General features: G+C 54.1%; 10 protein-coding genes. 6 read left to right on the plus strand and 4 right to left on the minus strand.

Annotation, left to right across the window (positions count from 1 at the left end):
* Positions 1-43 precede the first annotated feature (43 nt).
* The 4 genes from ACR0KN_RS01825 to miaA all read right to left on the minus strand — a co-directional run bounded on the left by ACR0KN_RS01825 (position 44) and on the right by miaA (position 5,623).
* Positions 44-1,507, minus strand: a complete 1,464-nt coding sequence (locus tag ACR0KN_RS01825) for an ABC transporter permease (RefSeq protein WP_480650947.1) — start codon at positions 1,505-1,507, stop codon at positions 44-46.
* 13 nt (positions 1,508-1,520) lie between these two features.
* The gene (locus ACR0KN_RS01830; RefSeq protein WP_170469685.1) at positions 1,521-2,567 is read right to left on the minus strand and encodes an ABC transporter permease; all 1,047 of its coding nucleotides are present in this window, start codon (positions 2,565-2,567) and stop codon (positions 1,521-1,523) included.
* 119 nt (positions 2,568-2,686) lie between these two features.
* Positions 2,687-4,357, minus strand: a complete 1,671-nt coding sequence (locus ACR0KN_RS01835; protein WP_480650949.1) for an ABC transporter substrate-binding protein — start codon at positions 4,355-4,357, stop codon at positions 2,687-2,689.
* 366 nt (positions 4,358-4,723) lie between these two features.
* Positions 4,724-5,623: a tRNA (adenosine(37)-N6)-dimethylallyltransferase MiaA gene (gene miaA / locus ACR0KN_RS01840; protein ID WP_480650951.1), complete on the minus strand. Its 900-nt coding sequence runs from the start codon at positions 5,621-5,623 to the stop codon at positions 4,724-4,726.
* Between the two features lie 97 nt (positions 5,624-5,720).
* Here miaA and pyrH point away from each other — a divergent pair, with 97 nt between their 5' ends.
* The 6 genes from pyrH to ACR0KN_RS01870 all read left to right on the plus strand — a co-directional run bounded on the left by pyrH (position 5,721) and on the right by ACR0KN_RS01870 (position 12,329).
* On the plus strand, positions 5,721-6,473 hold the full coding sequence (gene pyrH, locus ACR0KN_RS01845; RefSeq protein WP_010439624.1) for a UMP kinase: 753 nt from the start codon (positions 5,721-5,723) through the stop codon (positions 6,471-6,473).
* A gap of 277 nt (positions 6,474-6,750) precedes the next feature.
* The gene (locus ACR0KN_RS01850) at positions 6,751-7,977 is read left to right on the plus strand and encodes an aminotransferase class V-fold PLP-dependent enzyme (RefSeq protein ID WP_480650953.1); all 1,227 of its coding nucleotides are present in this window, start codon (positions 6,751-6,753) and stop codon (positions 7,975-7,977) included.
* 47 nt (positions 7,978-8,024) lie between these two features.
* Entirely contained in the window at positions 8,025-9,458 is a 1,434-nt protein-coding gene (locus ACR0KN_RS01855; RefSeq protein WP_480650955.1) for a cryptochrome/photolyase family protein, read from the plus strand.
* A gap of 61 nt (positions 9,459-9,519) precedes the next feature.
* Positions 9,520-10,728: an SAM-dependent methyltransferase gene (locus ACR0KN_RS01860; RefSeq protein WP_170539290.1), complete on the plus strand. Its 1,209-nt coding sequence runs from the start codon at positions 9,520-9,522 to the stop codon at positions 10,726-10,728.
* Between the two features lie 15 nt (positions 10,729-10,743).
* Positions 10,744-11,184: a TrgA family protein gene (locus ACR0KN_RS01865; protein ID WP_170539292.1), complete on the plus strand. Its 441-nt coding sequence runs from the start codon at positions 10,744-10,746 to the stop codon at positions 11,182-11,184.
* Positions 11,185-11,213: 29 nt separating this feature from the next.
* Positions 11,214-12,329: an NUDIX domain-containing protein gene (locus ACR0KN_RS01870; protein ID WP_480650958.1), complete on the plus strand. Its 1,116-nt coding sequence runs from the start codon at positions 11,214-11,216 to the stop codon at positions 12,327-12,329.
* Positions 12,330-12,361 lie beyond the last annotated feature (32 nt).

Here is a 12,361-nt window from a genome sequence, read left to right on the forward strand (position 1 = left end):
ATCTCGGGGGGTCCGGGGGGCTGGCCCCCCGGCCTCGATCACATCAGTCCTTCAGACTTTCTTCGCGCAGACCATCCGCCAGCAGGTTCAAGCCAAGAACCAGCGACAACAGAGCCAGCGCAGGCGGAAGGGCTGGGTGCAGATAGATCGACAAGAGTTTACGCCCCTCGTTGATCGTAGACCCCCAATCCGGGCTTTCCGGCGGAAGACCCAATCCGAAGAAACCCAAGGTCCCCAGAAGGATGGTGGTGTAGCCGATGCGCAGACAGAAATCGACGATCAGCGGGCCGCGTGCGTTGGGTAGGATCTCCCACAGCATGATGTACCACGGGCCTTCGCCGCGGGTCTGGGCCGCGGCCACGTAGTCTCGGGTTTTGATGTCCAGCGCCAAGCCACGTACGATGCGGAACACCGTAGGTGAGTTCACGAAGACCACCGAGACAAACACCACCAGAATACCACCCGGAATATCGAAGAGATCCAGATAGGTCGGCAGTCCCCAGATACGGTAGCTGTCAGTGTTAATGATGTAGCCGCTGGTCGAAATCAGCGAGAGATACAACCAGAGCGCAACGCCCAGTACTCCGATCAATAGCGGAGTCCGAAAGTTTGGCCGTGTGTAGTACCGCGAATTCAGCAGAACACCCAGGAAGATAATTGGGAATACGAACAATACGGCGGCCATATAATTAGGAACGCCGGTCGCAACGATCTCGGGTGTGACCAGCAGGTAGAATAGCAGGATCACTGGGAAGGCCAGGATCAGGTTCGCAAGGAACGACAGAAGCGTATCCAGCCGCCCGCCATAGTAACCCGCAGGTAGACCAAGAGTGATACCAACCATGAAGGCAAACATGGTCGCCAGAGGTGCGATTTGAACAACGATCCAGGCACCCTTGACCATGCGACTGAAGACGTCGCGTGCAAGGTTGTCGCCACCCAGTAGGTACCAGGCGTATTGACCCTCTTCCAAACTGGCCAGAGGCGTACCCGGCACCTTGTTTTTCATGCCTGAGAGCTGAGCCAACGGGTCATGAGTGACGATCAGATCGAGTGCACCGAAAATTCCGGTGAAAACCCAGAACATCACAAGGCCAAAGCCGATCATGCCAATGGGGCTGTCGAAAAGTTTGCCGTAAAGTCCAAGCTTGCGTTTGAACGCAATCGACATCGCATAAAGGATGATCAGCGACAGCCAAACCGGCAGGAACTGCTGGGATATGGCGCCAATGATACCGGCGCTGGTGCCCATCAGAATGCCCAACACGATATAAGCAACTGCGAGACCCACAATAGCTAGAAAACTATAGCGCAGCGCGGTTTGTATTAGATTGCGAAGACCCGAGCTCGAACTCAGCGTTCCGTCTGGATTCACTGTCATTTGGTCTTCGGGCAGAACGATACTTGCCAGCATCCAGACAACGATGGACAAGGCCAAAAGCCCAAGCGCCAGCAACAGTAGCGGGTTGAGGAAGGCGATAGAGCCGGTCCAGGTAAGTGGTTCCATGATCTAACCCTCCTTAAGAAATGCGAATACGCGGGTTGAGGTAGACATAGCCGATATCCGAAATCAGTTGCGTCACCAGAACCACAAAGACCGATACGACCGAAATCGCCAGCAGCAACTGGATGTCGTTATTGCCTGCCGCCTGCACCAGCGCCCAGCCGAACCCTTTGTAATTGAACAGGGTCTCGACTATCACCACGCCGTTCAACAGCCATGGGAACTGCAACATGATGACTGTAAAGGGCGCGATCAGCGCATTGCGCAGTGCATGTTTCATGACGATGTTCGAGAACGATACACCTTTCAGGCGCGCAGTCCGGATGTACTGCGCCGTCATTACCTCGGTCATCGAGGCGCGGGTCATCCGGGCGATATAGCCCATTCCGTAAAGCGCAATCGTCAAAACCGGGAGGAAGAAGTTCTCGAAAGTCGGGTTCTCCATCGCTTGCGTGGCAGTACCCTTGAACCACTTCAAGCCGACAGCGGATGAAGTGAAAATCGCTATGAAGATAACACCAGAAACATATTCTGGGGTTGCAGTTGTGGTGATGGCAAAGGTCGATAGCGTCCTGTCGGTTGCTGAACCTTCTTTCATTCCGGCCAAAACACCTAAGATCAGTGCCGAAGGGACCATCAGCAACATAACCCAGAACATCAACCGCCCGGTTAATGCCAGCCGGTTGCCAACAACGGTTGAGACCTCATCCTTGAAGACGGTCGAATAACCCCAATACCCCTGCAGGATACCACAGAAACTGGGAGACTCTTCGGCAGTTTTCCCGGGCAGAATGCATCGGCCCTGAACGGTTCCATCTTCGTTCGTATGCCGATACGAAGGCAAGACCCCTAACCATTCACCGTATTTGATCGGAGTGGATTGGAGGTAACCGTTTTTCTGCAGATAGCTCTCAACTTGCTCATCCGACATACGGAAGTTGCCCTGCGTTTTCGCAAGCTTTTCGAGGTTCGGGTAGAGGTTGGTCAAAAAGAAGACCAGGAATGTCAGGCACAGTGCAGTCACCAGCATGATGCCGACGCGCCTTAGAATGAAAAGTCCCATATTAGCCCCTGTTGGTCGGCCAGCATGGATGCCAAACGGCTTCATGCATCGCTGTTATTATGGTCGCCGTGTTCAGGACGAAAAGGCCGCACCAGAGCGGCGCGGCCTTTGTTGTTTGGTTAGGAGATGATGCCGAACTTGTACAACTGCGGCAGGTCGGCGATGTGTTTTTCAACACCCACCATGTTGTCACGATGGTGGCGCATGGCCGTCCGCCAATAGGGCTGGATGGTTACACCCTCGTCAATCATGATCGCCTGCAGTTTCGCCATCACTTCGCGACGTCTGTCGACATCCGCGATCGAGTTTGCCTCGGCCAGCAGAGTATCGAATTCTTCATTGGCAAAACCGGATTCATTCCACGCGACGCCTGACTTATAGGCCAGTGCCAGAACCTGAGTGCCCAACGGGCGGTGGTTCCAGTTGGTCGACGAGAAGGCGTATTTCGTCCAGTCGTTCCAGAAGGTCGAGCCCGGAAGAACGGTATGCTTGGCCTTGATGCCCGCGTCGTTCAACTGCGCGACCACCGCAGCGGTGGTGTTACGGCGCCAGTCATCGTCAATCGACTGAACTTCGTGTTCGAAATCACCCATTCCGGCTTCGTCCATCAGGGCCTTCGCCCCCGCTGGATCATACGGAATGCGTGTCACAGCTGAATCATACTCCGGATGCATCGGGCCGACATGACAGTTATCGGCGGGGATGCCGTAGCCTGACATGCCCAGTTCCAAGCACACTTCGTTATCAACGGCCATAGCCAAAGCCTGACGCACGCGCTTGTCGCCATAGATCTTGTTGCCATTCGCATCTTCAGCCAACTGGTTCGGACGGATAACGATGGTAAAGCCTGATGGAATTTCCGAGCGGACGAGGCCAATGCCGTCGAAGATGTCGACAAACTCGCCGACCGACTCCCAGTTCATGTCGATCTCTTCGGCCTCATAGGCTGCCAGGAAGGCTGCCGGGTCGGTGCCGTAGTCGATGAACTCGATCCGGTCGATGTAGCCGCCTTTGCCGGCCTCATAGCCCCACCAGTCAAAGCCTTCGTTGCGGACCAATACACCCTTAACACCCACTTCGTGGCTTTCCGGGATCATGAAGCCCGTACCAACGGGGTTTGAGAGCATGTCGTTCGCATCAAAACTGCTGTGAACGATGGCGCCCGGATAGTCGGCCATGCCGGGGATGATTGTGATGTCGGGCGCGTTGCATTTCAGTTTTACGGTGTGCGAGTCAACAACGGTGATGGCGCCGTCGGCTGCCTTCTGCGTTGACTCGTCGACCAGTGACGCCATCCGCGATGCCATCGAGTTACCCTCGAGCGACGCGTCACACCAGCCAGCGATGTTGCGCGCCACGTCTTCGGCGGTGAAGTCGTCTCCGTTGTTCCACTTCACACCTTTGCGGACGTTCAATGTGTATTCTGTGGCGTCATCATTGGCTTCCCAGCTTTCCAGCAACATCGGCTTGAACGAACCGTCGTTGTTGTATTCGACAAGGTATTCAAGCCAGCCCGCAGTGAATGTTGCAATTTGCGTCCAGTCATAGGTGCGAGGATCTTTCAATGCGCGCACTTCCATCTGGTAGCGAATAGTGCCGCCTTTCTGGGGCTCCTGCGCTGCAGCAGGTGATTGCAGACCGATCATGCCATATGCCGCCGGAACGGCGACGCCAAGTGCGGTTACCCGCGCCATGAACTCGCGCCGACTCAGATTGCCGTCGCGATACTCTTGAGCATGCATTTCTGCCGCCCAGTGCATCGGCTTTCCATTGATTGTCTGGTTTTTCATAGATGTCTCCCTGTGACACTAGTTATTAGGTAAAGTTCGCGTTGTGATTGATTGAAACGGGCGCTACGGCCAACGAATTGGATCGATTGACCGGGCCGCAGGCTTGTTTTCTTGACTATTGAACATCCCCATGACCTCCATTCGGCACCAGTTTCATTGCGGCGTCAATGTCGGAAATCGTCATTGATGGTACAAAAACGACATCAGGTGGAAAAGTAAGCCATTCAGGATTATTTCGTGGTGTGTTCGCACAACTAGCCGAAAGCATCGCGGATCGAATTGACAGTCACGCTGCAAGACATTCGGTCGTTATTTTGGGGAGAAAACTAAGAAATCCAACTGCTTCCAATGCCCGAGGAATGCCAGTTACTGATGAGACGCGGCATCAATGTGGTGCCAGGATTTCATGCGTGCGCGAAACCAAGTTCGTTGTCGTTTGGCAAATTGACGTGTAGCTATTGTTGCCCGATCCCTGGCTTCTTCCTGGGACATGCGGCCTTCTAGGCATGCCATCAATTCAGGCACGCCAATGGCCTTGAAGGCTGGCAGAGAAGGGTCAAATCGGTTCTGCATCGCGGCCACTTCGGCCATGGCACCTTGATCCAACATCTGATCGAAACGGCGATTAATACGATCCAGTAACCAGCTTTTTTCGACATTGAATACAATCGGAACTGTATTCCCCAGATCCAGAATCGGGGCGGGTGTATCAGCCTGCCAATCAGCAAGCGAGCGGCCTGTTGCGGTCTGAACCTCCCACGCGCGTTGAACACGGGCTCGATTCTGGGTGTCGATCTTCTGCAGCGTTTGAAGATCAAGACCTTCGATCAGCTTTCTTAGTGATAATGCGTCCGCCTCGGCCCGAATTTCAGGAGGGGTTGCAGGTATCTCGGCCATCCCTTCGGTCAGCGCAGTGAAATACAGACCTGTACCCCCCACAATGATAGGGCGCTGTTTTTGTTTAAGCAAAGGCGTGACGTCGCGAAGCCAATGTCCGGTGGAATAGGTCTGATCATATGCGACATGCCCGTACAGCAGATGTGGGGCACGTTTTTCTTCTTCGATCGAGGGACGTGCAGATATGATGCGCCAGCAATCATAGACCTGACTTGCATCAGCATTGACGATCACACCACCGCAGCGCTGCGCGATCAAAAGCGCCAACGCTGACTTTCCTGAAGCCGTAGGCCCAGCGATCAGCACCGGTTTGTCATCAGGAATCGGAGGCAACTGCGCCCAAAGCCGGTTCTCATTTGTATCGGCCATCGCTGATTGCCTTATCCCTGACTATCCGCATTGAACCTGCGGAGGTTTTGCTTCATTTTGCGCCGGAAAATAAACCCGTGCCAGCCCGGAGCGCAACATGAGCCTTTCCCCTTCTGACGAGACCACTGAGACCCCGAAAACAACGTATGACCGCGTCATGTTGAAGATTTCGGGCGAGGCCCTGATGGGGGATCAGGGATTCGGACTTCATCCGCCAACCGTCCAGCGCATCGCACAAGAGGTGAAATCGGTACACGATCTGGGTGTCGAAATATGTATGGTCATCGGTGGTGGCAACATCTTCCGGGGGCTTTCCGGCTCGGCACAGGGGATGGAGCGTACGACCGCCGATTACATGGGCATGCTGGCAACGGTCATGAACGCGCTCGCGATGCAATCCGCGCTTGAGGCGGCCGGGGTCTTCACCCGTGTCATTTCGGCCATTCGGATGGACGAAGTGTGTGAGCCATATATTCGCCGCCGCGCTGTACGCCACCTTGAGAAAAAACGGGTCTGCATCTTTGCGGCGGGAACCGGGAATCCCTATTTCACCACTGACACCGCTGCCACTCTGCGCGCGAACGAGATGGCCTGCCAAGCGATCTTCATGGGTAAGAATGGTGTCGATGGCGTTTATGACAAGGACCCAAAAGAACACTCGGACGCGGTACGTTATGACAACGTTTCGTATGACGATGTGCTGGCTAAACGCCTGCGAGTGATGGATGCATCGGCCATCGCCTTGGCACGTGACAACAATCTGCCGCTGATCGTTTTTGGTCTGGATGAGCCCGGCGGGTTCCGCGGTATTTTGGCGGGTGAGGGCACCTATACCAAAGTCCAGGGATAGCGCATCAATTAGCACATAGACCGGGTCTAGCAGCCCGGTTCTTTTTTTGCGCTAGATATGAAAAATGTTATCAGCACAGTGACTTGACCTAATCTTTTCCGTCTGACTATCTGTTCCTGTTTGTTTGCAGCAAGCTGCCATCAGAAGGACTGCTGCCATAGCATGTCCTCTGATAGGGATGGCGGCCGGACAGTAATGCCTTGGTTGTTTTGGAAGTGCCCAGACCTTGCGCGGGCGGATTTCCGAAATGAGGCATGCGATCAGGGAGAGACGTGTGATGGGCACACTTGATATCGATTTCGTTAGGGCGCAATTCCCGGCCTTTTCTGAACCCAGCCTGAACGGGCAGGCCTTCTTTGAAAACGCTGGTGGATCTTATACCTGTAAGCCGGTGATTGATCGCCTGAACCGGTTTTATACACAGCGCAAGGTCCAACCTTATGCGCCATACGAAGCCAGCCGTCTGGGCGGCGAAGAAATGGATGAAGCGCGGATGCGGTTGGCCGCGATCATGGGCGTGGATACGGATGAACTGAGCTTTGGCCCCTCGACGACTCAGAATACCTATGTTCTGGCGCAGGCCTTTCGTCAGTGGATGCGGCAGGGTGATGCCATCGTTGTGACCAATCAGGACCACGAGGCCAATACCGGCCCGTGGCGTCGATTGGAAGAAGACGGTATCGAAATCCGCGAATGGCAGATTGACCCGGACAGTGGATCGCTAAACCCACAAGATCTGGAAAACCTGTTGGACGAGAAAGTCCGCCTCGTTTGCTTCCCACATTGCTCAAATGTCGTCGGCGAGATTAATCCAGTGACCGAAATCACGGCGATAGCGCATGCCGCGGGTGCGTTTGTCTGTGTCGACGGAGTTTCTTATGCGCCACATGGCCTGCCGAACGTCGGTGATCTCGGACCCGACATCTATTTGTTCTCAGCCTACAAAACCTATGGCCCGCACCAAGGCTGCATGGTTATTCGACGCCCTTTGGGTGAGATGCTTCCGAACCAGGCCCACTATTTCAACGGTGGCACGCTCTATAAACGGTTTACACCAGCCGGCCCTGATCATGCGCAGATCGCCGCGAGTGCTGGCATGGCCGATTATATAGGTCTGCTTTGCGATCATCACGGCGGGCCGGAAACCGGGGCGTCTGCGCGCGGTGGATTTGTACATGACCTGATGCGCCAGCACGAAATTGCGTTGCTGCAGCCACTGCTCGATGCAGTCAAAGATAAAAACACTTTGCGTTTGATTGGGCCGTCCAAGGCCGAACAGCGCGCACCGACGGTGGCGTTAAGCCTAAACAAAAAGGCCGAGGCTGTTGCAGCCGAGCTTTCCCAACACGGGATCATGGCAGGTGGTGGCGATTTCTATGCGCATCGCCCTCTACAGGCCATGGGGATCGATCCAGATCAGGGGGTCCTGCGGCTCAGCTTCACGCACTATACAAGTCATCAGGAAATTGATCAGCTTTTGCAGGCGCTTGACCGCGTTTTGTGATCCAATTTTTGTACCGGTTCGTATTCTTTTAAAAACAAGAGGCGGATATGGATTCCGGGCGTTCTCCGATCATTTTATGGTTCAGGCGCGATCTGCGATTAAGTGATCATCCGGCGTTGACGGCGGCGGTGCGGTCGGGTCGCCCGATTGTACCCGTATTTATTCTGGACGATCAGGTTCAAGCATTGGGCGCAGCGCCCAAATGGCGTCTGGGTTTGGGTCTTGAGGCTTTTGCAATGACCCTTGATCAGATCGGCAGCAATCTGATCCTGCGCCGGGGGACTGCGCTGAAAGTCCTGCAAGGTCTGATACACGAAACCGGAGCAGGAGCTGTATTTTGGTCGCGAGAGTATGACCCGAAGGCGATCAACAGGGACATGCATATCAAGGCGAGCTTGAACGAACAGGGGATCGAGGTGCGATCCTTTGCAGGGCATCTTTTGTTCGAACCTTGGACGATTGCGACCAAAGCGGGGCAACCGTTTCGTGTATTTACTCCGATGTGGAGGTCGGTGAGCGGACGAGATGTTGCGATGCCAGAACCGACTGCTGCACGAATTGCCAAGCCAGAACTTTGGCCTTCTTCTGATCGGTTGTCCGATTGGAATCTGGATCAGGAGATGCAGCGTGGCGCGACGATCGTACGACCGTTTGTCCGTCCTGGAGAGGCTGCGGCTTTGGATCAGTTGGATAGGTTTCTGGAAAATATTGATCACTATCAGGAAGCGCGAGATCGATTGGATCAGGTTGGTACGTCTGATCTTTCAGAATACCTCTCGTTAGGCGAAATCGGGCCGCGCACAATATGGCACCGGGTGCAAAACGCGGATCGCATTGGTTCGCGCGGGGGCGAGGCCTTTCTACGGCAGCTTGTGTGGCGTGAGTTCGCCTATCACCTGATGTACCATTGGCCGCATCTCCTGACCGACAATTGGAAACCTGAATGGGATGCTTTTCCGTGGAATACTGATCCCGACCCGCCTGAAGTCCGCGCGTGGAAGTTGGCCAGAACTGGGGTGCCACTTGTCGATGCGGGGCTAAGGCAGATGTACGTGACCGGGCGGATGCATAATCGTGCACGGATGATTGTGGCGAGTTATCTAACCAAGCATCTGATGACGCACTGGAAAATTGGTGCTGATTGGTTTGCCGATTGCCTGATTGATTGGGACCCAGCCGCAAACGCAATGGGATGGCAGTGGGTGGCGGGTTGTGGGCCAGACGCAGCCCCGTATTTTCGTATTTTCAACCCAGAAACACAGCGCGAGCGATTTGATCCACATTCGGATTATCTGAATCGTTGGATTGCTGAGGGTCGGTCTGACCCGTCCCCAACCGCACGCGCCTATTTTAGTGCCATACCGCGGTCTTGGGGGCTTTCTCACGAAGACAGCTACAGCGCTCCAGTGGTAGGGCTGAAAGAAGGTCGCATCCGAGCATTGGACGCGTATGAAACCAGAAAAGTTCCGGTAAGGAACTGAAAACTTGCCATAAACCGAATCCCGTCCTAGCTTTATTCTGCAACCGCAGAGGGGAGAGCGGATGTTCCTGACGAGCACCGAAGGGCAGGAGGACCTGCCAAGATATTTTGCACAAGTCTTCAAGATGCTGAGCCGCATGGAAAGCGGCCGCCTTGATATCGCTCTGCCGGATGGTCGGGTTTTTCGGGCGGATGCACCTAAAGCCGGTCCGGTTGCCCATGTGGATATCCATGATCCCGACGTATTTGCCAGGCTGCTACGAGAAGGAGAACTGGGGTTTTCGGACGGCTATCTGGAAGGCGACTGGAGCACACCTGATCTGCGCAGCTTTATGGACTTGGTACATTTGGGAACTGAAACCGTTTATGACGATTTCACGGGCAAGTTTCTGGTTCGCGCCTACGAGCGTCTGAGGTTCTGGTTGCACCGCAATAACCGGACGCAGGCGAAGAAGAACATCTCGTACCATTATGATCTTGGAAATGATTTCTATGGGATGTGGCTGGATGACACGATGACTTATTCCAGCGCCATTTTTGAGACCGGGCAGGAAAGCCTCGAGAATGCGCAGACCGCGAAATATGCCAGTTTGGTGGATGAAATGGGGGCCAAACCTGGGGATCATATCCTTGAGATCGGGTGCGGTTGGGGCGGCTTCGCCGAATATGCCGCCAAAGAGCGCGGGCTTCGAGTCACTGGATTAACGATCAGTCAGGAACAGTTGAAGTTCGCGAAGGAACGCATTGAAAAGGCTGGGCTATCGGATCTTGTAGATTTTAAATTACAGGATTATCGCGATGAACAGGGACAATATGACGGTATTGCATCAATCGAGATGTTCGAAGCGGTTGGTCGGAAATATTGGCCAGCATATTTTAACACTGTTCGTGACCGGTTGAAGCCCGGTGCGCAAGCGACATTACAGATCATAACAGTCGCGGATCACCGCTGGGAAGTTTACAAGAATGGTGTTGATTTCATACAGAAATACATATTTCCGGGTGGCATGCTTCCCGCACCGTCGATCCTGAAAGAGCAGATCGATCAGGCCGGACTTCAAGTAGTACGCTCAAAGGAATTTGGCCAAAGCTATGATCTGACACTGCGCCGCTGGTACGACACCTTCAACGCCAAGTGGGACCAGATCTCAGAGCTAGGGTTTGATGAGCGTTTTCGCCGCATGTGGAATTATTATTTAACTGCATGCGGCGCAGCCTTTGACACCGGCAATTGTGATGTGACACAGATCACTATAGCTAAGCCAAGTTGAAGAACGGAACTACTAATGCCTACAGCTTCCCGCCTCGTCGCCGCGTTGTGTCTGCTGGTCATTGCCTTCCTTGTTTCAAGTATGATCATCAACAATGGTGAAGAGGGCAAAAGCTATGGCTGGTTCACATATGTGAACATGTTGTTAGCGGTGGCCTGTGGTTGGGTTATCATGGGCAAGCGGGCAGGCCGGGGTTGGACGGCTGCAGTTAACAATGGTCTGACTGGTGTTGCCGCGCTGGTTTTCTGGGGATTGTTCGTTCAAGGCACCTACGAGATGTTCAGCCAGGCGATGCGCCATCGGTATGGCGGCCCATTTGAAGCCTTGCTGGAAATCTTCAAGATCGGAGTGGCCTATGGTGAACAACTGCTGCCCAGTGAAATTTTGATTACGCTTGGTATTGGTGCGGTGGTCAGTGGGATACTTACCGAAATCGCCTTTCGACGCTGGCGTTAAAACGGATCTGCCAAGTCAGGGCTCCTACTTTGTCTAACCTGTTTTTCTACGGCACTTTGCGCCATGCGCCTTTGCTGGAACTCGTGATGGGTCAATCTGCGGACGAATTGTCGGCGAAACCGGCAATCTTAGCTGATCACGCGGTGTATTCAGTAAAGGGCCAGCCTTTTCCCATGATCGTTGCTGAAAAAGGTGCAACGGCAGATGGCGTATTGGTGCAAGGATTGGGTAAGGACGAGCTTGCCCGATTGGCCTTTTATGAAGGCGGCTTCGAATATGATCTGCGCCAGCAAACGATCGAAACCAGCGAAGATGGGAATCATCAGGCATTGGTGTTCTTTCCCGAATCGGAGGCATGGAAGACCGACACTCTCTGGGATTTTGAGGCATGGAAAAATGATTGGAGCGCTTTGTCGATGCTGGCGGCGCAAGAGGTTATGGCCCAGTATAGGTGTGTTGACGCCTCGACGATTTCAAATAGTTTCCCTGCGATCCTCACACGGGCATGGGCCAGACTCGCAGCGCGTCAGCGAAGCACCGGAGATGCCCGGGACACCAAGAATGATGTCGTAATCCACCAACGCAACCACCCTTATGTCAACTATTTCGGTATCGATGAGATAGAGCTGCAGCACCGTCAGTATGATGGCAAGATGGGGCCTGTATTGCACCGCAGCGGCTTGATGCAAGGATCTGCAGTCATCGTCCTGCCTTACGACCCCAGGCGCGATACGGTTTTGCTGGTCGAGCAGTTTCGCGCACCTGTGTTCTTGATCGACGACCCCGAACCATGGATGTGGGAACCGGTCGCCGGTATGATTGACCCCGGCGAAACACCCGAGCAGGCAGCGTATCGTGAGACACAGGAAGAGGCGCATGTTTCTCTGTCTCGGCTGGAATATGCAGGTGGTGCCTATACATCCAGTGGATCGTCAACCGAATACGTCTACCTCTACGTCGGGCTGGGTGACCTGACGACGACTGTTGAAAGTGGTGGTCTTGCCACGGAAGGGGAAGATATTCGGAGTACAATTCTGCCGTTTGACGAATTCATGAACATGGTTGATTCACATGTTTTCAAGGATTTACCGCTTCTTTCTCTGGCACATTGGCTGGCACGAAATCGCGAACGTCTGCGCGCATAACTATCCCGGCTTGTGATCAAGTCAGGGCGACT

The organism is Ruegeria sp. AP7, from assembly GCF_056539905.1.

Excerpts from the sequence above, each read along its gene's own strand:
- ACR0KN_RS01855 (WP_480650955.1), top strand. The coding sequence starts at position 8,025 with ATGGATTCCGGGCGTTCTCCGATCATTTTATGGTTCAGGCGCGATCTG.
- pyrH (WP_010439624.1), top strand. The coding sequence starts at position 5,721 with ATGAGCCTTTCCCCTTCTGACGAGACCACTGAGACCCCGAAAACAACG.
- miaA (WP_480650951.1), bottom strand. The coding sequence starts at position 5,623 with ATGGCCGATACAAATGAGAACCGGCTTTGGGCGCAGTTGCCTCCGATT.
- ACR0KN_RS01850 (WP_480650953.1), top strand. The coding sequence starts at position 6,751 with ATGGGCACACTTGATATCGATTTCGTTAGGGCGCAATTCCCGGCCTTT.
- ACR0KN_RS01830 (WP_170469685.1), bottom strand. The coding sequence starts at position 2,567 with ATGGGACTTTTCATTCTAAGGCGCGTCGGCATCATGCTGGTGACTGCA.
- ACR0KN_RS01835 (WP_480650949.1), bottom strand. The coding sequence starts at position 4,357 with ATGAAAAACCAGACAATCAATGGAAAGCCGATGCACTGGGCGGCAGAA.
- ACR0KN_RS01860 (WP_170539290.1), top strand. The coding sequence starts at position 9,520 with ATGTTCCTGACGAGCACCGAAGGGCAGGAGGACCTGCCAAGATATTTT.
- ACR0KN_RS01825 (WP_480650947.1), bottom strand. The coding sequence starts at position 1,507 with ATGGAACCACTTACCTGGACCGGCTCTATCGCCTTCCTCAACCCGCTA.
- ACR0KN_RS01865 (WP_170539292.1), top strand. The coding sequence starts at position 10,744 with ATGCCTACAGCTTCCCGCCTCGTCGCCGCGTTGTGTCTGCTGGTCATT.